Here is a 24,879-nt window from a genome sequence, read left to right as displayed (position 1 = left end):
CTACAGCCGATGCCTCCCTCGTAGGCGCCAGCTTGCCGGCGAAGAGGCCCGCGAGCCTTGCATCGCCCCTGCCGGCGCTTTCGCTGGCAAGCCAGCTCTTACAGGGGCTCGGGGTTGACGATGACGGTGCAGGTGATGCCCGCCGCCAGCAGCACGCCTTCCGGCACTTCATCGATGTGGATGCGCACCGGCACGCGCTGGGCCAGGCGCACCCAGTTGAAGGTCGGGTTGACGTCGGCGATCAGTTCGCGGCTTTCCGGGTTGTCGCGGTCGTAGATGCCGCGGGAAATGCTTTCCACGTGGCCCTTGAGCACTTCGCCGCTCATCAGTTGCATGTCCGCTTTATCCCCCACGCGCACGTGGGGCAGCTTGGTTTCTTCGAAGAAGCCGTAGACCCAGAACGAGTTCATGTCGACCACCGCCATCTTCGGCTCGCCAATGCGCGCGTAGTCGCCGCGGTGCACGTTGAGGTTGGTGACGTAGCCGTCCACCGCCGCGCGCACCTGGGTGCGTTTGAGGTTGAGTTCCGCCGCTTCCAGCTGGGCCTGGGCGTGCTGGTAGTCGGCCAGGGCCGAGTCGGCGATGTTGCCGGCGTCGTCGCGGTTTTCCTTGGAGATCACCAGGTTGTCCAGGTCGGCGCGGCGCTTGGCGTTGACCTTGCGCATCTCCCAGGTGGCCTTTTTCGACGCCACCAGCGATTGCGCCTGCTTGACCGCGATCTGGTAGTGCTCGGGGTCGATCTGCATCAGCAGATCGCCCTTGTGCACCAGCTGGTTGTCCTTGACCGGCACGTCCACCACTTCACCGGTGACGTCGGCGGCGACGTTGATGATGTCCGCCCGCACCCGGCCGTCACGGGTCCAGGGGGTGTACATGTAGTGCTCCCACAGGGTACGGCCGATCCACAGGGCCAGGGCCAGCACGAGCAGGGTGGCGAGCAGGCTGAAAAACTTTTTCATTGGGCGAATCTCAACGGTAGACAGTGAGCGCCATGGCGCCGAACAGACAGCAGAACAGGCTCAGGCGCAGCAGCGCCGGGTGCCAGAAGAAGCGATACAGGTCATAGCCGGAAATGAACCGGTCCAGGGCCCAGGCCAGGGCCGCGGCGATGAAGAACATCAGGGTCATGGTGGGCATGTAAACGCCGTGGAAGGCGATTTCACGAGGCATGGTCAAGTCCTTGGGGTGCAGGCGCTGCCGGCTTGGCCACGGCATAGGCCGCCAGCGGCGATTGCGGGTCGAGCAGTGAAGTGCGGATGAAGTGCAGGTAGCTCTTGACCCGGCGCAGGGCCGAGGTGTCGAAGTGCGGGGCAAAGGGCTCGTCGGTGGCCTGGACCCGGCTGATGGCGTGGTCCACGGCGATCAGCCCGCGTTCCAGGTTGCTCTGGCTCGGTTGCAGGAACAGCCGCACCAATGAGCGGCCCATGACCCGGATCGCCTGGCGCCAGGGCTGGGATTCGGCATAGGCCGGGTGCACCGGGAGGATCGCCTGTTCCTTGCGCAACTCGATGATGGCGTGGCCGACTTCCAGCACCACGAACATCCAGCGCAGCAGTTCGCTCTGCACCTTGGGCTGCCCCACCGCCAGGCCATAGGCCTGGTGCAGCAGGTCGCGGGTGCGGCTCTCGAAACTGGAGGCCAGGCCCTTGAGCTTGCCGCTGATGGCGTACACCACCTGGCCGCGCAGGTCCTGCTCCAGGCGCCGCCACAGCCAGCGACTGTTGGGCGGCAGGATGATCGCCCCGGCCGCGGCGCAAACCAGCATGCCCATGACCATGGCGATGTAGTCGTTGATGAAGGTGTAGGGGTTGTAGACGGTCAGGTTGTCCGGCACCGAACCGGTGCTGAAGAAGATCAGCAGGCCCAGGCCGACCCCGGCGTACTTGGGCCGCGAGGCGAGGAATGAACCGAGCACGATCACCGGCGCCAGCATCAGGCACAGCAGCGGGAAGCCGTCGATCCAGGGGAACACGAAGAACATTTCGACGAAGCCCACCAGGGCCCCGATCAAGGTCCCGCAGGCCATCTGGAAGGCCATGCGCTTGGGGTTCGGCGTCGCGGCGGACAGGCCGATGGTGGCGGCGGCGATCAGGGTCATGGTGGCGCCGCTGGGCCAGGCGGTGGCCACCCAGTAGCTGCCCAGCACCACCAGCACAAAGGCCGCGCGGATGCCCGAAGCGGCGCAGGCCAGCCAGTTGGTCTGCGGCGTGTAGGGCTCGTCCCAGCGCTCGCGTTCGTGACTGTGGTCGGCCAGGGATGCGTGGGTCTGGGCGTAGCTGTGCATCTCGTCGACGAAGCGGTACAGCAGCTCGTAGGCGGTGTGGAAATCCAACTGCTCGGCATCGCTCGGACCGCTCTCCTGGAAGGCCGCCCGCAGGCTGCGCACCCGCGCCGGCAGCTCGCTCTTGTAGGCCGCCAGGGCCGTGGCCAGGCGCCCCGCATCGGGGCTGGTCAGGGCCCGGCCGGAGAAACCGTCCAGCAGTTCCGCCAGGTCCTGCAGGCCCGGCTTGATCGCCGCCACCACATGGTCGGCGCCACTGCTGCGCAGGCGTTCGAGCAACTGGTGCAGGGCGTTGAAACGCGTGGTGATGCCCATGAATTCGCTGTTCAAGCGGCTCAGGCGGCCATTGCGCCGGCGCATGTGCGGGTCTTCAAACACAGTGACGCTGCGCAGCCCTTCCAGGCCCACGGCCTCGGCAATGAAGCGCACGTTGCTGCTTTCAAAGCTGTCGCGCTGGCTGCGCCCGCGCAGGCCGTCGGTGACGAACAGGGCGAACACCCCAAAGCGCTGGTACAGGGCGTTGCGCATGGCGGCGCTGGCGGTCTGCGGCAGGATCGCGGCGCTGACCAGGGTCGAGCAGAGAATCCCCAGGGAAATCTCCAGCACCCGCCACACCGCCGCCATGAAGGCACCTTCCGGGTGAGCCAGGGCCGGCAGCCCGACCATGGCCGCGGTGTAGCCGGCCAGCACGAAACCGTAGGCGCGAAAGTTGCGGTAGCGCGCGGCACCGGCCGAGCAGATGCCGACCCAGATCGCCAGTGAGCCGAGGAACAGCTCGGTGTTCTGGGCGAACAGGGCGATCAGCGCCACCATCACCGCCGAGCCGGTCAGGGTGCCGAGAAAGCGGTAGAAACTCTTCGCGAACACCTGGCCGCTCTGCGGCTGCATGACGATGAACACGGTGATCATCGCCGTGCGCGGTTGCGGCAACTCCAGGCGCATGGCCAGCCACAGGGTGAGGAACGCGGCGGCCAGGACCTTGAAGATATACACCCAGGTCACGCCGTCGCTGCGCGCCCAGTCGAAGAAACCCCGGCGCCATTCCAGGGAGTACAGCCAGCGCAAAGGGGCGGGCAAGGAAGTCATGAGGGCCTGCTTCAGTGGTCGAACACGGCCAGGGCCGCGGGGGTCTTGGGTGCCTGGGTGCGATTTTCCGCAGGGACGTCACGGCCGGCTTCAAGCCCGCCGCCCAGGGCCGTGACCAGGTCCGCCTGGACGGTCAGGCGCGCGGCCTGCACCTGTTGCTGGATCTGCTGCTGGTGGAACAGCAGGCTCTGGGCGTTGAGCACATTCAGGTAGTCGGTCAGGCCGCGCTGGAAGGCCACGGTGGCGATGTCGTAGGTCTTCTGCGCCGCGGCCACCGACTCGGCGGCAAAGATTTGCTGCTTGTCCATGGACTCGCGGCGGATCAGCTGGTCAGAAATGCTTTTCAGCGCGTCCACCAGGGTCTGGTTGTACCTGGCCACGGCCAGGTCGTAGCCGGCCGCGGCTTCACCCAGTTCCGAGCGCAGCCGCCCGCCGTCGAAGATCGGCAGGCTGATGGCCGGGCCGACGTTGTAGTTGAGTTTCTTGCCGGTGAGGAACTCCAGGGCCCCGCCGCCGGTGGCCATGAAACCGATGCTGCCCACCAGGTCGACGTTGGGGTAGAAGCCGGCGTGGGCCACATCGATGCCACGGGCCTGGGCCGCCACTTGCCAGCGGCTGGCGACCACGTCCGGGCGCTGGCCCAGGAGTTCGGCGGGCAGGGCCGAGGGCAGTTTCAGCGCGGCGCCCAGGGACAGGCTCGGTCGCTGCAATTGCGCGCCCTCCCCCGGGCCCTTGCCGGCCAGGGCCGCCAGTTGATTGCGGGTCAGGGCGATTGCTTCGTCCAGGGCGTCCAGCTGGCGATGGGTTTCCGGCAGCGGCGCCTCGGCCTGGCTGACTTCGAAATGGGTGCCCAGGCCGCCGTCCAGGCGTCGTTGCGCCAGTTCGAGAATCTGGTGCTGCTGCTTCAGGGTGGCGGCGACGATATCGCGCTGGGCGAAGTGCAGGGACAGCTGGATATAGCTGCGCACCACGTTGTTCACCAGTTCCAGCTGGGCCTGGCGGGCTTCGGCCACGCTCATGTGGGCCAGGTCGACGGCGCGCTCGGTGCTGTTGCTCTCGCGGCCCCAGAGGTCCAGGGCATAACTCAAGCCCAGGGCGGCGTTGTTGTCCCAGGTGGTGCTGTTGGCCAGGGCGCCGGGGCCGTAGAACTGATCGGTGGGCCAGTTGTGGCGCTTGAGGGTGGCGTCGCCCTTGATCTGCAGCGACTCGGCGGACTCGGCAATACCGGCCAGGGCCTTGGCCTGACGCACCCGGGCAGCGGCCATGGCCAGGCTCGGACTGCCTTGCATGGCGAGGGTGATCCAGCGGTTCAGCTGCGGGTCGCCATAGGCCTGCCACCACTGGGCACTGGGCCAGTGGGCCTCTTGCGCGGCGCTCTTTATCGCCTCGTCGGTGGCCAGTGTATTAGCGGGAAGTGTCTTGCCTTGTGGGGCAATGCCTCCGGTTCCGATGCAGCCGCTGATTGCTAACGATAAAGCCCAAACACTGAGGGTCTTGAACCCTCTGCTGATGCGACGCGGCACTGCTGCGAATTCCTGAAGATCGGGGGGGAGTATTTCTCTCGTAGGCATCGGCTGGCCGGCGCAGCGATACGCCTGCTAAACCGCGTTGCGCGGATCGCCGGCAAACCGGCTCCTACGGATCGGCGCAATTCTAGGGGGCGCCCGTGGCGGCGATAAGGTGGGATTCCTGTGAATCTTTGTTACCGTAAACGCGATAATCCCTTGGTCGCCTATCCAAGCCCCCGTAACTTCGTGTCACAATTTGCCATCTCCCCAGAGAGCACCCCATGGACACTTTGCAAAACATGCGCGCCTTCAGTTGCGTCGCCGAAGCCGGTAGTTTCACCGCCGCGGCCGTGCAACTGGACACCACCACGGCCAACGTCTCGCGCGCAGTCTCCAATCTTGAGGCTCACCTGCAAACCCGCCTGCTCAACCGCACCACCCGCCGTATCGCCCTGACCGAAGCCGGCAAGCGCTACCTGCTGCGCTGCGAGCAGATCCTGGCCTACGTCGAAGAAGCCGAGGCCGAGGCCAGCGACGCTCACGCCCGCCCCGCCGGGCAATTGAAAGTGCACACCATGACCGGCATCGGCCAGCACTTCGTTATCGACGCCATCGCCCGCTACCGCAAGACCCACCCGGACGTGACCTTCGACCTGACCCTGGCCAACCGCGTGCCGGACCTTCTGGACGAGGGCTACGACGTGTCCATCGTCCTGGCCAGCGAGCTGCCGGACTCGGGGTTCGTCTCCCAGCGCCTGGGGATCACCTACAGCATCGTCTGCGCCTCCCCGGCCTACGTGAAAGCCAACGGCTGCCCGCACAAACCCAGCGACCTGCTCAACCATGCCTGCCTGCGCCTGGTGAGCCCGGTGATACCGCTTGAGAAGTGGGCTTTCGACGGCCCGGAAGGCCAGGAGATGGTGACCATCAACAGCTCGCCGTTCCTGGTGAACTCCGCCGACGCCATGAAGACCGCGATCATCAGCGGCATGGGAGTGGGTGTACTGCCGGTGTACGCCGCCATCGAGGGCCTGCGCAACGGCACCCTGGTACGGGTCATGCCCCAGTACCGCTCCCAGGAGTTGAACCTGTACGCCATCTACCCGTCGCGCCAGTACCTGGACGCCAAGATCAAGACCTGGGTCGAATACCTGCGCGGCTCCCTGCCGGAGATCCTCGCCGCGCACCAGGCCGAACTGGCGGCCTATGAACTGAGCGGCAGCCTGAGCGGCGCACGCCTGGCCACCTGAGCCCGCCCCCTTGAACCGGGGGCCTGTAGCCGCTGTCGAGCCAAGGCGAGGCTGCGCGGGCTCAGCCTGAGCAACGCTCGCCGAACCCTCCAGAGCGGCCACCAGGCCGCCCCTGTGCAAGCCATCGCAGCCTGCGGCAGCGGCTACAAAAAGCCGGTGGGGAATGTTAGCTTGCTTGGCATTCTCTCCCGCCTGATGAGTCTTCCCGCAATGAAAAAGACGGTACTTGCCTTCAGCCGCATCACCCCCGAGATGACCGAACGCCTGCAACAGGACTTCGAGGTCATCGTCCCCAACCCCAAGCTCGGGGACATCGCCGCGCAGTTCAATGAAGCCCTGCCCCAGGCCCACGGCCTGATCGGCGTCGGCCGCAAACTGGGACGCGCACAGCTGGAAAACGCCGCGCAGCTGGAAGTGGTGTCGAGCATCTCGGTGGGCTACGACAACTACGACCTGGACTACTTCAACGAACGCGGGCTGATGCTCACCAACACCCCGGACGTGCTCACCGAAAGCACCGCCGACCTGGCCTTTACCCTGCTCATGGGCAGCGCCCGCCGGGTGGCCGAGCTGGACGCCTGGACCAAGGCCGGGCAATGGCAGGCCAGCGTCGGCCCGGCACTGTTCGGTTGCGATGTGCACGGCAAGACCCTGGGGATCGTCGGCATGGGCAACATTGGCGCGGCCATCGCCCGCCGTGGGCGTTTGGGCTTCGGCATGCCGATCCTCTACAGCGGCAACAGCCGCAAGACCGCCCTGGAACAGGAACTGGGCGCACAGTTCCGCAGCCTGGAGCAACTCTTGGCCGAGGCGGATTTCGTCTGCCTGGTGGTGCCGTTGAGCGAACAGACCCGGCACCTGATCAGCCACCGCGAACTGGCCCTGATGAAACCCAGCGCGATCCTGGTGAACATTTCCCGGGGGCCGGTGGTGGATGAACCGGCGTTGATCGAAGCCTTGCAGAAGGGCCAGATCCGCGGCGCCGGCCTGGATGTGTACGAGAAAGAGCCGCTGGCAGAATCGCCGCTGTTCCAACTGAAAAATGCGCTGACCCTGCCGCACATTGGCTCGGCCACCCATGAAACCCGTGACGCCATGGCCGAACGCGCCATGCGCAACCTGCGCAGCGCCCTTTTGGGCGAACGCCCGCAGGACCTGGTCAACCCGCAAGTGTGGAAGGGCTGACCACCCACTGCCTATCACCCCCTGTAGCCGCTGCCGAGCCTGCGAGGCTGCGAAAAGGTCCGCAGGACCTTCAGCGATAGCCCGGCAGCATCAGGTCGCCTGGTTTTGCGACGGCTGCGCCGCCGTTCGCAGCCTCGCAAGCTCGGCAGCGGCTACAGAGGCTGGCGCAGCCTTGGGTTTACGGAACACCAGCACGTTGCCCAGCATCACCAGCACCAGTCCAGCCAATGCCGGGGCGGTCCATTGGTAGCCTTCGGCAAAGGCCGAGACGTTCAGCGCCACCACCGGGAACAGCACCGTGCAATAGGCTGCGCGTTCCGGGCCCATGCGCCCCACCAGGGTCAGGTAGGCGGTAAAGCCGATCACCGAACCCGGTATCACCAGGTACAGCAGCGAGCCGATGTAGCGGGTGGTCCACTCCAGGTCGAAGGCAATGCCCTGGAACAGGCAATACACCGCCAGCATTGTCGCGCCGTAGGCCATGCCCCAGGCATTGGTGGTCATGGGCTTGAGTCCGGCTTTCTGCTGCAGGCTGGAGAGCATGTTGCCCGCCGAGAAGCACAGGGTGCCCAACAGGGCCAGGCCCAGGCCCAGCAGGGTTTGCGGACTGGCGCTGTGGCCTGCCAGTTCCGGCCAGAACAGCAGCCCCAACCCCAGCAAGCCCAGGCCGCCGCCCAGCAGCACGTTGCGGGCAATCTTCTGGCCAAAGAACACCCGCGCATTCAGGGCGTTCCACAAGGTCGCGGTAGAAAACACCACCGCCACCAGGCCGCTGGGAATCCATTGGCTGGCGTGCAGAAAGCACATGAAATTGATGCAGAACAGGCATAGGCCCTGGGCCAGGCAGATCAGGTGGCCACGGCGGTTCATCGGCTGCAGCTTGCGGCTGAGCAGCAGCAAGGCGAACAGCACCAGGGCCGCCAGGGCGAAGCGATAAACGATGGACACCGGAATCGCCACCACCCCCAGTTGCAGTTTCAGGGCGATCCAGGTGGTGCCCCAGATCAGCACGGTCAACAGGTACAGCGATAGGTTCATGGCGCGACTCCTTTATAAGGCGTGCAGTGTCCCGCCCGACCGACCTTGGGCGCTTGCATAAACTTGCGCTTTTTATCGGCCCGGGGCTGGCGGCGAACCGGCGAGGGAGTAGCATGCAAACCACCGGAAACCGGACCCCTTGCCGATTCGAACAGCATGCCCGCACTGGATACCCTGCAAGTCTTCCAAGCCTTGAACCGCTCGCCCCATGCTCGCCTGGAGCACAGCGCCGAGCTCGGAGACGGCTTGTCCGCAGCCTTGTGGAGCAACCATCACGACGCCCAGGAATATGAGGCGCCCGGCCACCACACCCTGTCCTGCTACCTGGCCGGCGGCACCGGCACCTTTCGCCGCGATCAGCCGGGCAGCAAAGGCGGCCCGGGCAAGCTGTGCATCCTGCCCGCCGAGCACCAGTCGGCCTGGGTGATCAACGGCGATATCCGCCTGGCCCACGTGTATTTCAGCCCCGAGCAATTCGCCCTGGGTTGCGTCACCCTGCTGGACCGCGAGCCGCGGGCCATGCAACTGCGCGAAAGCACCTTTGTCGACGACCCCGAGCAGACCCGGCGCTTTGCGCAACTGGTCCGCCTGAACTGGGACGAGCCCGGCGAGCGCCTGCTCACCAGCAGCCTGGCCCACGAGATGCTCTGCCATGCCCTGCTCAATCAAGTGGGCCTGCGCCAGGGTGCCCGGCTCAAGGGCGGCTTGGCCGCGCACCAGCGCCGCCTGCTGGTGGACTACATCGACAGCCAGCTGGACGCGCCCCTGAGCCTGGGCCAACTGGCGGGGTTGTGTGCGCTGTCGGAGTACCACTTCGCCCGCATGTTCCGCGCAAGCTTCGGCCTGCCGCCCCATCAATATGTGCTGGCCCGGCGCCTGAGCCGGGCCCGGCACCTGCTACGCAGCACTGCCCAGCCCCTGGGGGAGATTGCCCTGGCCTGTGGTTTTGCCAGTGCCAGCCACTTCAACAATCGCTTCCGCCAGGCCCTGGGTGGAACACCGGGGGACTACCGCCTGGCATTCCTGCGCTGAGGTTCGGCTTAATCCTGACCCGCCTCTGTAGGCCCCTTCTTATGCCAAAGTCCGCATCGGCACGCCTGAATAAGTAAATTACTCAAATTCTTTACCTAAACAGGACAACTCTTACCAAACAATTAATAAACCCCTACGCCGCCCTCTATAAAAGAGCACTTCCAACAAGTACCGATATGACAAACAAAAACGCAAACAGGTAATTATTTTAAAACTTCAGTTATCACCCCATTCACAGAACTGATGATTCTTGTTTAACCCCAGACCCAACTTAGTCTTTAGGCCTTGAATCCCCGGCATTACGCAAAGATTCAACAAACAGCCACACGCCTTCACCCCCATTAACTTCAACCCCAAAAAAGCCACACCCACAACTTCACCCACCCTTCATCACATTTAAACAAAGCTGCAAAGACTCAACACATCAGCCCCCAATCGCCTTTCTCCTAAAACAACAAAAACAGAGGACGATGAAATGCCTTCAAGACACTGGCCACGACAATGGCTCAACCGCTCTACCCTACTTTGCGCCGGGCTGCTGGCCATCCCGGTAAAAGCCGAACTGCTTGAAGACAGCAGCGCGCGCCTGGAACTGCGCAACTATTACTTCAATCGGGACTATCGCGAAGGCACCGCGCCCAGCCGTGAAGAATGGGCACAAGGTTTGCTCTTGCGCCTGGACTCGGGGTTTACCGAGGGCCGCCTGGGTGTGGGTGCCGACGCCATCGGCATGCTCGGCATCAAGCTGGACTCCGCGCCTGGCCGAACCGGCACCGGGCTGCTGAAGGTGGGACGCGATGGCCGGGCAGAGGATGACTATTGGAAACTGGCCCTGGCCGGGAAGCTCAAGGCCAGCAAGACCCTGTTCAAGTTCGGCGCGCTGGTGCCACCGGTACTGCCCACCTTGAAACCCAACGACGGCCGCCTGTTTCCGCAGATTTTCGAAGGCGGGCTGCTGACCTCGAATGAAATCGATGACCTGGAGTTGACCGCCGGGCGCCTGAGCCGGGTCATGCAGCGCAACGCCACGCAGTACACGCCACTGACCTTGAGCCCCTTGAACCGGCGCTTCCAGGGTCAGGGGGCAACGGCGGATCATTTCGACATGGCGGGCGTCGACTATCGGTTCCACAAGCAATGGCTGGCGCGGGTGCATGTCGCCCAACTGGAGGACATCTACCGCCAGCAGGTCTTCACCCTGGTCAACAAGAGCCCCTGGGGCGCGGGGACGTTCAGCAGCGATCTGCGCTTGAGCCTGATGAACGACTATGGCAATGCCAAAGGCGGCAAGATCGACAACCGCGCTCTGCAGGGGCTACTCGGCTATGCCTATAAAGGCCACAGCCTTGGCCTGGCTTATCAGCGAATGTTGGGAGACACCGGTTATGCCAACATCCTGGGCGCCGATGCCAACTTGATCAACTTATCGGTACTGGGTGACTTCGCCAATGCCAAGGAACGTTCCTGGGCACTTCGTTATGGCTATGACTTCGCCAACCTGGGTTTGCCGGGACTGAGTATCAACAGCCGCTATATATCCGGCAGCCATGCCGAAATCACCGGCACCCGAACCATTGGCAAGTCATGGGAGTTGGATAACGAACTGCGTTATGTCGTGCAACAAGGCCCACTGAAAAACTTGAGTGTGCGCCTGCGCACCGCACACTATCGCTCCAACTATGCCAAGAACTTCATTCGCGACACCGATGATACACGGCTGATGTTCAATTACGCCTGGAACATCAAGTAACCCAACAAGCAGAACCCATGTAGCGAATCAAACTCCTAGAGGTGATATCCACATGCAACGCCTACTATCGAACTGTTTGGCCGGTCTATTGTTTTCAAGTCTGATCCACTCCGCCGTGGCCAAACAAACCAGCCAAACGGAAAGCGTCCCGGAGTTCCGACCGGGTTACTTGATCGGTTATCTGAAACAGCAGGATCTGCCCAATAGTCTGTCGCTGTTACCACCACCTCCTGCGGTGGGCACGCCAGCCTTCGCGCTGGACCAGAGCATGGCTGAAAAGAGCCAGGCCTTGCGTGGCAGCAAACGCTGGGCGTTGGCCATCAGCGATGCCAACCTGAAATTCCCCGCCGCCGCAGAGACGTTTTCCTGTGCGCTGGATGCGCCCATCAGCGAACAGCAAACACCTGCGCTGTACAGAGTCTTGCGCCGGACCCTGACCGATGCCGGGCTGGCCACCTATCGCGCAAAGAAGCGCTACCAGCGCCCCCGGCCCTTCGTCTACAACCAGCAGCCCAGTTGCACCCCGGAAGATGAAGCCAAGCTGGCCGCGGATGGTTCCTACCCATCGGGCCACAGCGCCATCGGCTGGGCCTGGGCGCTGCTGTTGAGCGAACTGGCCCCCGAGCACGGCAACGCGCTCTGGGCCCGTGGCCGGGCCTATTCGGAAAGCCGCATGGTGTGCAACGTGCACTGGTACAGCGACGTCCGTGAAGGCCGCGAGATTGGCGCGACCACCGTGGCACGCTTGCACACCGATCCGACCTTCCAGGCCGACTTCGCCGTCGCCCGGCAAGAGCTGCTGGCCGTTCGCGCCAAGGGCCTGACCGCCAGCGGCGACTGTGCGGCGCAAGCGCAAGCCCTGGCGCTGGGCGCCGACTAAGGCGCCACGGCCACGCCCAGGACCAGGGTGCTCATCAGAACTCCAGGGTGCTGGACAGCGACACCTGGCGGGCATCCCCCATGGACACGAAGAACTTGCTGGCCGACGAGGTGTAGTAAGTCTTGTCGAACAGGTTCTTCACGTTGAGCTGGAACTTGACCTTCTGCCCTTCGACCCGGGTGTCGTAGGTGGCAAAGGCATCGGCCACGGTGTAGCCCGGCAGGTCGAAGCTGTTGGGCGCATCCCCGGCGCGCTCGCCGACATAACGGGCCCCGGCGCCGACGCGCAGGCGGTCGCCGCCGATCAGGCTGCCGAAGTCGTAGACCGCCGACAGCGAGCCGGTGTTCTTGGCCACGTTCTGCAGTTGCTTGCCCTTGTACTGGGTGTCCTTGGTCACTTCGGTATCGGTGTAGGCGTAGCTGCCAATCAGGCTCCACTGATCGGTGAGCTGCCCGGTCAGGTCCAGTTCCAGGCCCTGGGAGTGCACCTCACCGGCGACGCTGGTGACCGTCTCGGTAGCGGTGGCGGTGGTCACCAGCACATTGCGCTTGGTGATATCGAACAGCGCCGCGCTGGCGGTGACGCGCCCGGGAATGTCGAGCTTGGCCCCCAGCTCCCAGGACTTGGCTTCTTCCGGGGCGATGGAGCCGTCGAGCACCGCGCTGCCACCGGCCAGATCGGCGATGCTGGAGTTCGGCTTGAACGACTCGGTGTAGCTGCCGTAGAGCGACAACTGGTCGGTGTAGCGATACACCAGACCGGCCCGCGGCACGAATTTCTGTCCGTTGCTGTTGGTGTTGACCCGGAACGGCCGGCCCTTGCCGGCGTACTGGTCGTATTCCTGGAAACGTCCGCCGCCCACCAGAATCCACTGGTCGGTAAGGTGGATGGCGTCCTGGAAAAACAGCGAGTCGCTGCGCAACAGGTCGGTCTGCGCACTGTCGTTGGCGCTGACCGTGGTTCCGGCCACTTCCCGGCCGTAGACCGGGTTCAGGTAGTTGAAGGTGGTCCGGCTTTTCTGCCGGATCAGGTCGGCGCGGTAGATCTTGCGGTACTCATCATCCAGGCCGAACACCAGATCGTGGCGCATGCCGCCCAGTTGCACCTGGCCTTCCAGGCTGACGGTGGCGTAGCGGTCGGTGGTCAGGGCGTCCTGGGTGCCGTCCATGGCCCGGGTCAGGGTGCCGTTGGCATTTACCGCGGTCAGGCGCACCTGGCTGGCGTCGTAGGTCTCGCGGTTCCAGCTGTAGCCGAAGTGGGCCTTCCAGTCGTCGCTGAGCTCGTGGTCGACTTCAAAGCGATACAGGTCCGAGCGCCCTTCCATGTTGTTGAACGGCTCGTCCAGGCGTCGGGTGGCCGGGATGTCCAGCGGGTGGTTGGTCTTGGGATCGATGGCGGTGCCACGGTCGAAGGGGGTCAGGAACTCGCGGTGCTCATAGGCCAGCAGTACCTTGGTGCGCTCGCCGTACCAGGCCAAAGACGGCGCCACCAGGGATTCGCGATGGGTGCCGAAGTTGCGCCAGTAGTCTTCGTCTTCATGGTCGACGATCAAGCGGTAGGCCAGCCCCGAATCACCCAGCGGGCCGGTGGTGTCGAGGCTGCCGCCGCTGCCGTTCTTGCCCGAGCCGTAGGTCGAGCCACGCACGGTCAGGGCCGTGGACTGCTGCAATTCAGGCTTCTTGCTGACAATGTTGATGACCCCGCCCGGGTCCTGGATGCCGTACAGCAGAGACGACGGGCCCTTGAGCACTTCCACCCGGTCCGCCGTGGCATTCAGCGCCCGGCCCTGCACCACTGGCATGCTGTCGCGCATGATCGAGCCGTTGCGGTTGTCACCGAAGCCGCGCAACAGCACCGCATCCTGGGTGCCGCCCAGGGTGTTGGTCTGGGTGATGCCGCTGACGTTCTTCAGGGCATCGTCCAGATTGCGCGGGGTCTGGTCCCGCAGCACCTGGGCCGGCACTACGTTGATGATCTGCGGGATTTCCTGGTTCAGCGCCTGGGAACGGGCCACCGAAGTGGTGGCCGGCGGCTGGTAGCTGGTGCTGTCGTCGAGGCCCGGGGTGGTGATGCTGGTGGCCCCCAGGTTCAGTGCGCCACTGCTGGGCAAGGGTTCCAGGACCAGGGTGTGCGCGTCGCTGCGCCGGTAGGTGAAGCCGGAACCGCCCAGCAGACGCTGCAGGGCCTGTTCGGCGCTGAACGGGCCGCTCAGAGCCGGTGCCTTGAACGCATAAGGCGCTTCGTCGGTGTAGACCACGCTGATCCCGGTGACCCGGGTGAAATCGCTCAGGGCCTGGGGCAGCGGCTTGGCCACGATGGCAAAGTTGAACAGCGCGCCGTGTTGCGCACTGCCGGCCTCGGCCGCCTGCGCCACGCTCAGGGGCAGCCACGCCAACCCCGACACCACCAGCGCCGAAGCGCCGAACCACCGTTTGACCGAAGCGTTTGCCGCCGAATGTGCCCTGGACTTCATGCTTGAGACTCGCGTGTAAAAAAGCCATGAATGCGAATTAGTCGCACTTTCAAGCACTACACGTAGCTCGAACGCAAAGACCTCACCTGTTTTTTGAAAATATTTTCACGATGGCGAAAACGCCCCCCGCCCGATGCACTCCTTGTAGCCGCTGGCGCAGGCTGCGAACGAGCTGGGCGGCACTCCGACGAAGTGGTCGCGGCGGTCTTGAGGCCGCTGCTGGCTTGGCGGGAGATCGCCAAGCAAGGTCCTGCGGACCTTTTCGCAGCCTCGCAGGCTCGGCAGCGGCTACAAGGATCGGGGCGCTTCTGGTGTCAGTTGAGGCGCTGGATGCGCCCGGCGCTGGTGCTGGAACCCACAGGCTGGCCCTGCTGGTCCATGGCCTTGAGGTACTGCAGCATCGCGTCCAGATCGCTGAGCCCGAGGTCGCTGCGGTTGCGGCCGCTCTTGAACAGGCTGAAGCGGTCGCCGCCATCGGCCAGGAAGCCATTCATCACCAGTCGGTAGTTGCCATCGGCCTGCAGCGGCTTGCCGTTGAGGCGCAGGCTGCCGGGCACTACGCGGCTGTCCAGCGGGCGCTGGGCGTCCCAGCGATAACTGAAGCCCTGGGACACTTGCAGGATGTTGGCATCGTCCGCGCCCTTCCATTGCTGGTTGAGCACCTGTTCGATCTGCCGCCCCGTGAGATCGAAGGCGATCAGGTTGTTGTTGAACGGTTGCAGGGGCGCCAGTTGCCCGTAGTTCACCTGGGTCTGCCCCGGTTCCAGGGCCAGGTCGCTGCGAATGCCGCCGGTGTTCATGAAGGCGATTTGCGCACCGTTGGCCCGGCCACCCGCCAGGTGGGCATCGGCGATCAGGTCGCCGATGGGCATTTCCCCGGCGTTATCAGCGCGCCGGGCAATCGGCGAGGCGGCAATCGCCCCTACCGGCTGGAGCAGCACCTGATTGCTGCGGGCCTCGACCTCCTGTTGCAGCTTCGCCAAGTCCTGGTCCTGTGGATAACGGGCCGGATCGGCCAGCAGGTTAAGGGCCTGGATGCTCGTCACCCGGTGCTGGCCCGGGGTCACTTGCAGGGTCAGGTGGGTCAACAGATGGCCGTAGGCATTGCCCTGGGTCACCAGCAATGGCCCGACCTTGCACAGGTAGCCCTGGTGCGAGTGAGCGCTGATCAACACGTCCACCGCCGGGTCCAGGCGCTTGGCCACGTCGACGATATCGCCACTCAACTGCGAGCAGTCCTGCTGGTCGAACGGCTCAGGGGTTGCGCCGCCCTGGTGCACCACGGCGACGATGGCGTTGACCCCCTTGGCGTTGAGTTCGGGAATCAACTGGTTAATGGACTGGGCTTCATCGGCCACCTGCAAACCGCGCATGCCCTTGGCGCTGACCACCGAAGCCACGTCCCGCAGCACTGCGCCGACGAAGGCCACCTTGACCCCGCGCACCTCTTCGATGCGGTAGGCCGGCAACAGCGGCTGGCCGGTGTCGCTGTCCAGCAGGTTGGCCGCCAGGTAGGGGAAACCGCTGCCCGGGTAGTTCGGGCGGAACTGGCAGGCCTTGTCCGGCCGCGATGACTGGCAGCCGCCATTGAGCTGGCGCAGGAACTCGGCCTTGCCGTTGTCCAGTTCGTGATTGCCGATGGCGCTGAGTTTCATGTCCATGTGACGCAGGGCTTCCAGGGTCGGCTCGTCGGCCCACATGGCCGACAGCGGCGGGCTGCCACCCACCAGGTCACCGGCGCCGATGAACAGCAGTTGCGGGTCCTGCTGGCGCAGCTGGGTGAGCATGCCGCCCAGGGTGGCGATACCGCCGGCCGCAAGCTTGCGCACCCCGCCCGGGGCCTGGGGGTCCTTGTAGCTGAAGGGGTTGGCCTGCAAATAGCCGTGCAAGTCGTTGATGGCGACGATGTTCACCGCCACCGGTTGCGGCTCGCGCGGCAGCGAGCTGCAACCGGCCAGGGTGACCAGGGCCAGGGTCAGTGCACCCAGCAGCCGGGGCATGGGACGAAGACGGGACATGAAAGAAATCCTTGGCAGATCAGCAAAAAAAAGGCCGCTGACACAGGCCTGGATCGGACAGAGACGAGCGCTGGGGAACAGCGCTCGCCGTCGATCGTCCGAACGCGGCCCGAGCCTACGGCAGCGGCTACAGGTCACGTCAGGTCATCAGGCCGGTTGCAGATTGCCCTGGACCGTGGGTACGGGGGCCTTCAGGGCGGTGCCCATGCCGGCGCGCAGCAACAGGATCTTCAGGTGGTCGGTGATGCGCTCGACCCGGTCCTGGAAGTGGTTGTGGAAAATCATGCTGCCCAGGGCGATGGCGATCCCCAGGGCCGTGGCGTAGAGCGCGGTGCCGATGCCCTTGGACACTTCGCCCGGGTCGCTGACGCCGGTCTCGGCCAGGGCCTTGAAGGTGTCGATGATCCCCAGGATGGTGCCCAGGAGGCCCAGCAGGGGCGCGGCGGTGACCACGGTTTCCAGCAGCCACAAGCCATGCATCAGCTTGCTGCGGGTGGCGATGTAGATCGACTCGCTGAGGTCTTCCAGGTCCTTGTGGCTGGCCAACCCCTGCTTGTGGGCGAACAGCTCGGCGACCATCTCCAGGGGCAGGCTGTTGCGCTGGCGCAGCTCGGCGGGCAGGTCGTCGACGCTGTGCATTTTCGGGTTGAGCACGGCCTCCAGTTTCTTCGCCTGGCGCAGGCTGAAGCTGAAGTAGATGCCGCGCTCCACGGCGATAAAGGCGGCAATCGCGGCGGCGCCGTACATGGTGTAGAAGGTGATGTCGTGCAGCAGATTCATGTCCATCGTCATTTCCTCTTGGGCCCGAAGGCCATCAGAACCCGGCTTCCAGGGAGACCATCGCGGTGCGTTCCTCACCGACGTTGTAATAGGCAGTGCTCGGTGCCAGGCCATTGGTGCGCTGGGTGTTGAACGACACGGTGCGGGTCGAGGCCAGGTATTCCTTGTCGAACACGTTGAGCATGGAGAAGCGCAGGGTCGCGGACTTCAGCACTTTCTTGTCCACCGGCAGGTGGATACCGGCGTTGAGATCCACCACGGTGCGGCCGGCGATCTTCTCGTCGTTGGTCAGGTCGCCGTAGAAGGCGCCGACGTATTTGCCGACGACGTTGCCGTAGTAGCGCGAGTCGTCGTAGCCCAGGCTCAGGTTGAACATGTTTTCCGGCACGTTGGCCAGTTGCTTGCCGGAGGTGGGCAGCAGCACGTTCTTGTTGCTCAGGTCGTCCATCTGCTCGGACTGGGTGTAGGTGTACGAGGCGTAGTAGTTGAAGTCGTGGGGCAACTTGCCGCTCCACTCCAGTTCCAGGCCGCGGTTCTTCACTTCGCCAACGTTGGCCACCACATAGTCGCCGTTGACGTCGGTGGTGGAGATCTGCCGGTCCTTGAAGCTGATGTAGAACAGGGTCGCGCTCAGGGCCATGTTGTCTTCGCTGTAGCGCCAGCCCAGTTCCTGGTTCCAGCTCAGCTCGGGTTTCAGGCTGATGGAATCGCCCTTGTTGTAGAGCACGTAGTTGGGCGGCGTGCGCATGTTGCGGGTGACGTTGTAGAAGGCCTGGTTGTTCGGGTCGATCTGGTACTTGGCGTTGAAGCTGGGCAGGAACTCGTGGTACTTGGCGTTGCGCTTTTCCGGCTTGTCGGTGAGGCTGCCGAGGTTGTTGCCGTCACGTTCCACGTACTGGTAGGCCAGGGCCCCGGTCAGGGTCAGGTCCGGGGTCGCCTGCCAGGTGTCCTGCACCCAGAGTTTCTGCGCCGGGGTCACGGTGTATTGGTGACGGCCCTGGACCGTGGCGCCGTTGCGGTCCACCAGTTGGTCGGAACCGTTGTAGTCACCCCAGACATTTTCCGGGGCGCCATTGCCCTTGATCCCGATGAAGGGCTGGGTCTGGCGCTGGCGGGCGCGCTCGTACCAGTAGCCGACGTCCAGGCTGTGCTCTTCGTTGAGGTCCCACTTGAGCTTGGTGGTCATCCCGGGGCGCCAGGTTTCGGTCCACGACGGCCGGTAGTAGGTGCCGGCAGGCAAGCCGCTCAGGTCGTAGTTGCCGGCCTTGTTCGAGCTGGCGGACAAGCTGGTGGCGGTCTGGCCGCTGAAGCTGCCGCCGTTGGACCACACGTAGTAGGGGTTCAAGGTCAGGCTCAGGTCGTCGCGCAGCTGGAAGCGCTGGGTCACCGAGGCGGTCAGGCTTTCAAAAGGGTTGCGATTGAGCTTGTAGGACTGGGACACGCTGCCGTTCTTGAACACGGTGCTTTCCGAGTAGTCCAGGCGCCGGCCCTGGTTCTGGAACTGGGCCTTGCTCAGGCTGTTGTAGTTGTAGTTTTCCTGCTGGTTGTACTTGACGATGGCGTTGGTGGAGTTGCCGTTGCCGTCTTCGAACAGGGTGTTCCACTCGACCTTGTCAGCCCGCAGGGTGCCCTTGCCGCGCCACTTGTCGCCCTCGGTGTGGGACGCCGAGACCCAAGTCTTGAAGCCGCCCAGGTCACCGGTGTTGAGACGGGCGAAGCTCTTGCGCACGTTGTTCGAGCCGATGGACTGCTTGGCGAACACGCCGAAGTCCTTGGTCGGGCGCACGGTCACCAGGCCGATGTTGCCGCCGCTGGAGCCGATGTGCGGGCCGTCGGCTTCGGACGAGCCCTGGGTGACGAAGACTTCGCTGAAGTTCTCCGGGTCGCCCATCAGGTTCGGGTAGATGCTGTAGTCCCCCGAGTCGTTGATCGGGAAACCATCGGCGGACAGACCCACCTGGTCGGAGTTCATCCCGCGCATGGTGAAGTTGGTGCCGCTCAGGCCCGTGGCGTCGGTGCTGGAAACGTTGATCCCCGGGGTGTATTTGAGCTTGTCCACGGCGTTGGCAGTGGGGGCCATCTGGTCCATGGCCTCCTTGGTCACGGTGGAACGTCCCTTGGCGCTTTCTTCCTTGATCATGTGGCCGTTGCCCAGGGTCTGTTTACCGGCAACGTTCACCGAACCGACGTCAACTGTATCTTCGGCCAAAACCAATGGCGCAAAACTGCCCAGGCCCGATGCCAGAAGCAGGGCATAAAGTTTATTGATCTTCACGGGTCAATCCCTTGCTTACAACTTTCGTTAATAGGTGATGGGTTTATTCCACGTTGTAACTAAAGGTCGCGGTAAAACGTTGCTTGTTCTTGCCGGAGAACGCGTCCGAGGGAAACGGTGAAACTTTCTCCACGCGGCGCAAACTGGTTTGCGCCGCGCGATTGAGCAACATGTTCGGCGCCTTGTTTTCGATGCCACTGTCGAGCACGTTGCCGGCCCGATCGACTTCCAGCCAGATCACCACATCGCCCTGGGGACGTTGCAGCGAGGCCTCGCGGCCGCTGGGGTACTGCTTGTGCTTTTCCAGTTCCTTGCGCAAAGCGGCGGTGTACAGGCTTTCCTTGATTGCACTGGCGGGCGCCGCAGGTGCGGGGGCCGGAGCCGGTGCAGGAGCCGCTGGCGCCACCACCGGTTGCGGCGCTGCAACCACCGCCGGCTGCGCCGCGGGGGCACTCCTGGCCACCTGAGCCGGAGCCGGCTTGGGTGGTTGCGGCTTGGCCAGCAACGGCTTGGGCGCTGGGGGCTTGGGCTTGACCACCGGCTTGGGCTTGGGCGGCTCGATCACCAGCGGCTCTTCCTCAGGCACCACCAGCGGTGGCTCGGGCTCGATCGGCAGCGGCTCGGGCTCAGGCGGTGGTGGCTCTGCCGCGGCCACCAGTTCCGCCGCATCCACCAGGGCAATTTCCACCGTGCTTTCGTCATACACCGGCTTGATCTGCAACTGTTGCAACTGACTGGCATAGATCAGCAGAAACAGCAGGCCGGCCGGCAGCAGGCACGCCAGCCACTTGCGAGTTCTATATAAACCGAACATGGCGTCAGGACTTGCGCGTAGCGATGGAGACGGAAGAGAAGCCATTGCCCTTGAGCAAGTCCATCACCGAAACCAGGCGTTTAACTTCCACGCCCTGATCGCTGTTGATAATGATCACCAACTTTTCGCTGCCGTTGTTCAGCACTTTAAGTTGTGCCAACAGCGCCCCTTCATCCAGGTCCTGGCCGTCGAGTTGCAGGCGCTCTTGCAGACCCAGGGTAATCACCGCCTTGTTTTGCGGCTTCAATTGTTGCGCGGTACTGGCCACCGGCAACTGCGTCTTGATTCCCACGGCGGGAATCACGTTGAGACTGATCAGTACGAAGAACACCAGGAGAAACATCATCACATCGATCATCGGAATGATTTCGATGTGGGCCTTCTTCTTTTTTGCGACATCCCAGCTGCGCATCGTCTTGCTCCCGCTTCAGCCTTCCCTCCCTTGTGAGAGCTGAATCACAACCCTCGCCGATCCTGACCATGTGCTCAGGAATCCGCAGATCATCCGCGCCTGATATAACGGTTTGGTGACAGAAAGGTGTGATATCGATGAATGTTCGGGAGCTCTGGGACGGGCCTTTCAGCGCAGGACTATGAACCTGCCGAGGACTTGGTGCTGTTCGAACCCTAAGGCCGCCTGCAGGGAATCGAGGACCGCCTGAGGGTCCTTGCTGGAGAAACTGCCACTGACCCGGCGCGCTGCCAGTTGGTCATTGAGCAGCAGGATGCGTCCGGGGAAATAGCGCCGCAGGTCCTGCACCACCTCGGCCAGGGGCGCGTGGTAATAGTTCAGCCAACCCTGGCGCCAGGCCAGTTGCGCTTCGCTGTCGACACCCTGCAACGGGGTCGCCTGGCCATGACCGTACGCCACCTGCTGGCCGGCACCGAGCACCTGCTGCGCCGCGCCTTTGGCGGCCGTGACCGCGACACGCCCAGACAGCACCGTGACCTGGGCACCGTCGGCTTGCAGACGCACTTCGAACTGGGTGCCCAGGACCCGCGCTTCGCCCTCCCCGGCCGCCACCACAAAGGGCGCGCCCGTGTGGCTGACGCTGAAGAAACCGGCGCCACGACGCAACTGCACATGACGTTCGCCGCGGCTGAAGTCCACGGCAATGGCGCTGTCGGCGTCCAGGGTGACCTGGCTCTGGTCGGCAAGCATCACCGTGCGTACCTGACCCGGCGCGGAAACGTAATCGGCGCCCAGGTCATCGAGCCAACGGCCCGGCTGCCAGCCGGCGCCCAGGGCGATCACCAGCAGCACGCTGGCGGCCATGGCCAACCCTGCCGACCAGCGCCGCCGGGCCCGAGCCCGGGCTCCGTCCATGGCGCGCAGCAGGCCCTGCAGGGCCAAGGCGTCTTCATCCGCCAGGGTCCGCGCCGGCTGTTCACTCAACTCCCACAGCACCTGGGCCTGGGCATAGGCTTCGACGTGGGCCGGATCGGCCTGCAGCCATTGGCTGAAGGTGGCCTGATCGCCGCTGCTGGGCTGGTCGTGGAGCAGGCTCAGCCAGGCCAGGGCGGCCTGTTCCTGGGCTGGCGTCGGGATGACTCTGGAGCGCTGATTCACGGTGCATTCCTTGGCGTGCGCGGGGGCGCAGGTTCCCGCAGGCTGGCCTTGCAGGCTTCGAGGGCGCGCATCATGTGTTTTTCCACGGCGCTTTGGGACAGCCCCATGACCTTGGCGATCTCGGCGTACTTGCGCCCGTGGATACGGTTGAGCAGGAAGATCTGCCGGGTTCGCTGCGGCAGGCTGCGCAGGGCGGCCTCCACGTGTCGCAAGTCATTGCCGGCTTCCAGGGCGGCCTGGGGCTCGCTGCCCTGGTTGTCCTGCTGTTCCGGTAACCAGCCTTCACTGACCCGCACCCGCGCGCCTTCGCTGCGCAAATGATCGATGGCAATATTGCCAGCGCAGCGCAGCAGGTAGGTGCTGAGCTCTTCGACCTGCACCAGGGGCCGGCGCCAGAAGCGCAGGAACAGGTCCTGCACCAGGTCCGCGGCGGTGGCCCGGCAGCCGACCCGGCGGCTGACCAAGGCTTCCATCTGCGAACGCTGGGACAGGAACACCTGCAGAAAATGCGCACGACTGCCCCGCAGATCGGGGTGATCCAGGTCGCCGGGGTCCGGTGGCAGGGCGCTCATCACGGTCCGCTCCCTCAGAACCGGGCCAGGGCCGCAAGGGGGCAGGCCAACAGACTGGCCCCCGCCATCGACAGCACCAGACGCGGGCGATAGGGCAGCAGCAACACCAGCAGCAAGGCACTGCACATCAGCACGGCGCACCACTGCACCAGCCCCAGGCTCCAGCCGGTGCCCTGCACTGCCGCCGCCAGCGACAGGCCCAGCAACAACCAGCCTCCCAGGCGCAGGCCCTGTTGGCGCCGAGTCGTGGGCTTGTGCCCCAGCACTTCGCCGTGATGCCGGTCCAGGGACAGGCACAGGCCGGTGAATCCGCTAAAACACAACAGCAGCGCCAGCAACATCAGTTCACCTCGGTGTCAGGGGGCAGAGGCCGCTGCCGGGCCGGTGCGTGCTGGCCGCGATGCAGCTTGCGCGCAGCCCAGGCCAGGAACAGGCCACCGCTCAGGCAGGCCAGGTCGAAGCCCGCCAGCATCCAGTCGCCACGCACCATGAAGCCGTCCATCAGGCTCGGGCTGGTCACCGCGTCCAGCAAGGGGATGCTGGAGAACAGCAAGGCGGCGAGGCTCAATTGCTCGACCCAGGCACGCCGCCCGGGCCGGACCACGGCATGCACCAGGCTCAGGCCCCACAGGATGAAGAAGCTGTTGACCTCCCACTCGGCGCGCTCGGCGAAGGCTGCCGGCAACAGCCGGTTGGCCCAGAAGAAGCCGGCCACCGCCAGCACCAGCCCGGACATGCTGGCAATGTTCAGCACTTCCACCAGGCGCAGCTCGAAGGGCATGACCCCGCGCTTGGCGTGCTTGAGCTGGCGCTTGCCCAGCCAGATCACCAGCCCGGTGCCGATCATCGCGGTGCTCGCCAGGCCGCAGATAAAGTACAGCCAGCGCAACACCGGACCGGCGAACAGGCCCATGTGCAAGCCATAGAAACTGCCGCCGATGGCCATGGGCAGGGACTGTTCGGGGCTGGCGTCCAACGGCTGGCCAGTGACCCCGTTGAACGACACGCTGCTGCCAAGATCCCGGGCCACCCGGTCGGCGCTGTGGCGCATGACGTGCACCGACGCATTCACATCCCCCGGGTGGTTGACCACCAGGCGCTGCGCATGGCCCCCCGGCCACTGCTCCAGGGCGTGCTTGAGCAGCGGGTCCAGGGGCGTCAGCGCTGCCGGCTGCCCAGCCGCCGGGATGCTGTTGCTGGCCGGCCGCAAGTCCTTGAAGAACGCATTGCTGTCGCCCTTGTAGGCCACCAGGATGCTCGCCGGCATGACCATGGACATGAAGATCACCAGGCTGCTGTAGGTGATCATCAAGTGGAATGGCAGCACCAGCACGCCCACCGCGTTGTGCCCGTCGAGCCAGGTGCGCTGGCCCTTGCGGGGCCGGAAGGTGAAGAAGTCCTTGAAGATTTTCTTGTGGATGATGATGCCGCTGATCAGGGCCACGAACATCACCATGGCGGCCAGGGTCGACAACCAGCGGCCCCAGGGATAAGGCATTTGCAACTGGAAGTGGAAGCGGTAGAAGAACTCGCCGCCACGGGTATCGCGCACCTGCAGTTCGCTGCCGGTGCTGGGGTCCAGGAGTTTTTCCGTGAACTCACCGCGCTCGCCCGGGGCGCTCGGCGCCTGCCAGGCCACCGACAGCAGCGGCTGACGCGCATCGGGCAGGGTAATGAACCAGCGCTGCGCGCCCTGGCCGTGCTGTTCCAGGTAACGCTGGGCCAGATCCAGGCTGATATCGGCATGCACGGCCCGAACCGGGGCCTCCGGCTGCATCCAGTGGGTAATTTCTTCCTTGAAGTAGGACAGGGTTCCGGTGAAGAAAATCGCGAACAGCAACCAGCCGAACACCAGCCCGGCCCAGGTGTGCAGCCAGGCCATGGACTGACGCAAACCTTCCTTCATGGCAAGGCCACCCAATAGGCGCTACCGGCGACCAGCGCCAGCACCAGGCTTGGCAGCAACAGGCCGAACCAGGCCTGCCAGGCAGTGCGACAGGCGAAGCACCAGAGCACCGCCAAGAGATAGAACACAAAGGAGGCCATCATCCCGCTGAGCACGGCGTCGGCCCGGGGAATGGGCAGCAGCAGGGTCAGGCAGACGCTGGACAGCGCCGCCAGCAGGTAACCACCCAGGACCGCGGCACAGACCCGCGAGACCACTGCCAGACGATAGGAAGCGGGAACTCCGCCGGCCTTGCTTTTCATGTTTGAACCTTGCAGCGAGGGGATGCCCGGGGCACTGCGCAGGCCGTCGGGGAGAAACAGGCGAACAATACTAATGATAAATATTCTCATGTGCAAAAAAACACCGACAACGCGGCCCATTTCTGTCGGTACGGGCTGATTGCCGAATACCCTGTCGCA

At 64.3% G+C, this 24,879-nt stretch carries 21 protein-coding genes; 5 read left to right on the top strand and 16 right to left on the bottom strand.

What is annotated here, in order from left to right:
• Positions 1 to 98: 98 nt before the first annotated feature.
• From DWF74_RS21040 to DWF74_RS21025, 4 genes are read right to left on the bottom strand one after another with little or no spacing between them, the layout of a single operon-like run.
• Positions 99 to 959: an efflux RND transporter periplasmic adaptor subunit gene (locus tag DWF74_RS21040; RefSeq protein ID WP_115581645.1), complete on the bottom strand. Its 861-nt coding sequence runs from the start codon at positions 957 to 959 to the stop codon at positions 99 to 101.
• A 10-nt stretch (positions 960 to 969) separates the two neighbouring features.
• The gene (locus tag DWF74_RS21035) at positions 970 to 1,170 is read right to left on the bottom strand and encodes a DUF1656 domain-containing protein (protein WP_007930063.1); all 201 of its coding nucleotides are present in this window, start codon (positions 1,168 to 1,170) and stop codon (positions 970 to 972) included.
• A complete protein-coding gene (locus DWF74_RS21030) occupies positions 1,160 to 3,367 on the bottom strand; it encodes an FUSC family protein (RefSeq protein ID WP_115581644.1) in 2,208 nt (735 codons plus the stop codon). The genes DWF74_RS21035 and DWF74_RS21030 overlap by 11 nt, the downstream gene beginning before the upstream one ends.
• An 11-nt stretch (positions 3,368 to 3,378) precedes the next feature.
• Positions 3,379 to 4,890: an efflux transporter outer membrane subunit gene (locus DWF74_RS21025; RefSeq protein ID WP_115581643.1), complete on the bottom strand. Its 1,512-nt coding sequence runs from the start codon at positions 4,888 to 4,890 to the stop codon at positions 3,379 to 3,381.
• A gap of 266 nt (positions 4,891 to 5,156) precedes the next feature.
• Between DWF74_RS21025 and DWF74_RS21020 the strand changes: the two genes are divergently transcribed.
• Positions 5,157 to 6,125 (top strand): LysR family transcriptional regulator, encoded by a 969-nt coding sequence (locus DWF74_RS21020; protein WP_102861226.1) that lies wholly within the window; start codon positions 5,157 to 5,159, stop codon positions 6,123 to 6,125.
• Positions 6,126 to 6,335: 210 nt separating this feature from the next.
• Positions 6,336 to 7,310 carry a 2-hydroxyacid dehydrogenase gene (locus tag DWF74_RS21015; protein ID WP_115581642.1) on the top strand — a complete coding sequence of 325 codons (975 nt, stop codon included), beginning with the start codon at positions 6,336 to 6,338 and terminating at the stop codon, positions 7,308 to 7,310.
• A 90-nt stretch (positions 7,311 to 7,400) separates the two neighbouring features.
• Here the strand turns inward: DWF74_RS21015 and DWF74_RS21010 are convergent, their stop codons facing one another.
• Positions 7,401 to 8,348 (bottom strand): DMT family transporter, encoded by a 948-nt coding sequence (locus DWF74_RS21010; protein WP_115581641.1) that lies wholly within the window; start codon positions 8,346 to 8,348, stop codon positions 7,401 to 7,403.
• 156 nt (positions 8,349 to 8,504) lie between these two features.
• Here DWF74_RS21010 and DWF74_RS21005 point away from each other — a divergent pair, with 156 nt between their 5' ends.
• The 3 genes from DWF74_RS21005 (at position 8,505) to DWF74_RS20995 (ending at position 12,010) form a co-directional block, all read left to right on the top strand.
• Positions 8,505 to 9,380, top strand: coding sequence for an AraC family transcriptional regulator (locus DWF74_RS21005; RefSeq protein WP_110596049.1), 876 nt, complete (start codon positions 8,505 to 8,507; stop codon positions 9,378 to 9,380).
• A gap of 475 nt (positions 9,381 to 9,855) precedes the next feature.
• A complete protein-coding gene (locus DWF74_RS21000) occupies positions 9,856 to 11,130 on the top strand; it encodes an OprD family porin (protein WP_102878429.1) in 1,275 nt (424 codons plus the stop codon).
• Positions 11,131 to 11,245: 115 nt separating this feature from the next.
• On the top strand, positions 11,246 to 12,010 hold the full coding sequence (locus DWF74_RS20995; RefSeq protein ID WP_240321950.1) for an acid phosphatase: 765 nt from the start codon (positions 11,246 to 11,248) through the stop codon (positions 12,008 to 12,010).
• A 34-nt stretch (positions 12,011 to 12,044) separates the two neighbouring features.
• On the opposite strand, the gene DWF74_RS20990 is transcribed toward DWF74_RS20995, so the two are convergent.
• From DWF74_RS20990 to DWF74_RS20940, 11 genes are all read right to left on the bottom strand, one after another.
• Positions 12,045 to 14,483 carry a TonB-dependent siderophore receptor gene (locus DWF74_RS20990; RefSeq protein WP_110596046.1) on the bottom strand — a complete coding sequence of 813 codons (2,439 nt, stop codon included), beginning with the start codon at positions 14,481 to 14,483 and terminating at the stop codon, positions 12,045 to 12,047.
• A gap of 314 nt (positions 14,484 to 14,797) precedes the next feature.
• The gene (locus DWF74_RS20985; protein ID WP_115581639.1) at positions 14,798 to 16,501 is read right to left on the bottom strand and encodes a bifunctional metallophosphatase/5'-nucleotidase; all 1,704 of its coding nucleotides are present in this window, start codon (positions 16,499 to 16,501) and stop codon (positions 14,798 to 14,800) included.
• A 147-nt stretch (positions 16,502 to 16,648) separates the two neighbouring features.
• A complete protein-coding gene (locus DWF74_RS20980) occupies positions 16,649 to 17,287 on the bottom strand; it encodes a MotA/TolQ/ExbB proton channel family protein (protein WP_115581638.1) in 639 nt (212 codons plus the stop codon).
• Positions 17,288 to 17,315: 28 nt separating this feature from the next.
• Positions 17,316 to 19,556 carry a TonB-dependent receptor family protein gene (locus tag DWF74_RS20975; protein ID WP_115581637.1) on the bottom strand — a complete coding sequence of 747 codons (2,241 nt, stop codon included), beginning with the start codon at positions 19,554 to 19,556 and terminating at the stop codon, positions 17,316 to 17,318.
• Between the two features lie 43 nt (positions 19,557 to 19,599).
• The gene (locus DWF74_RS20970) at positions 19,600 to 20,370 is read right to left on the bottom strand and encodes an energy transducer TonB family protein (RefSeq protein WP_115581636.1); all 771 of its coding nucleotides are present in this window, start codon (positions 20,368 to 20,370) and stop codon (positions 19,600 to 19,602) included.
• Between the two features lie 4 nt (positions 20,371 to 20,374).
• Entirely contained in the window at positions 20,375 to 20,782 is a 408-nt protein-coding gene (locus DWF74_RS20965) for an ExbD/TolR family protein (RefSeq protein WP_060837609.1), read from the bottom strand.
• Between the two features lie 168 nt (positions 20,783 to 20,950).
• Entirely contained in the window at positions 20,951 to 21,940 is a 990-nt protein-coding gene (locus tag DWF74_RS20960) for a FecR family protein (protein ID WP_115581635.1), read from the bottom strand.
• The gene (locus DWF74_RS20955) at positions 21,937 to 22,512 is read right to left on the bottom strand and encodes an RNA polymerase sigma factor (protein WP_115581634.1); all 576 of its coding nucleotides are present in this window, start codon (positions 22,510 to 22,512) and stop codon (positions 21,937 to 21,939) included. Before DWF74_RS20955 ends, DWF74_RS20960 begins: the two co-directional genes overlap by 4 nt.
• Before the next feature lie 14 nt (positions 22,513 to 22,526).
• Positions 22,527 to 22,853 (bottom strand): DUF3325 domain-containing protein, encoded by a 327-nt coding sequence (locus tag DWF74_RS20950; RefSeq protein ID WP_102861213.1) that lies wholly within the window; start codon positions 22,851 to 22,853, stop codon positions 22,527 to 22,529.
• A complete protein-coding gene (locus DWF74_RS20945; protein ID WP_115581633.1) occupies positions 22,853 to 24,418 on the bottom strand; it encodes a PepSY-associated TM helix domain-containing protein in 1,566 nt (521 codons plus the stop codon). Before DWF74_RS20945 ends, DWF74_RS20950 begins: the two co-directional genes overlap by 1 nt.
• On the bottom strand, positions 24,415 to 24,720 hold the full coding sequence (locus DWF74_RS20940; protein ID WP_102861711.1) for a DUF3649 domain-containing protein: 306 nt from the start codon (positions 24,718 to 24,720) through the stop codon (positions 24,415 to 24,417). Before DWF74_RS20940 ends, DWF74_RS20945 begins: the two co-directional genes overlap by 4 nt.
• Positions 24,721 to 24,879 lie beyond the last annotated feature (159 nt).

Source organism: Pseudomonas protegens, from assembly GCF_003363755.1.
Lineage (GTDB): Bacteria > Pseudomonadota > Gammaproteobacteria > Pseudomonadales > Pseudomonadaceae > Aquipseudomonas > Aquipseudomonas danubii.
This window is presented reverse-complemented; position numbering and strand designations above follow the sequence as displayed.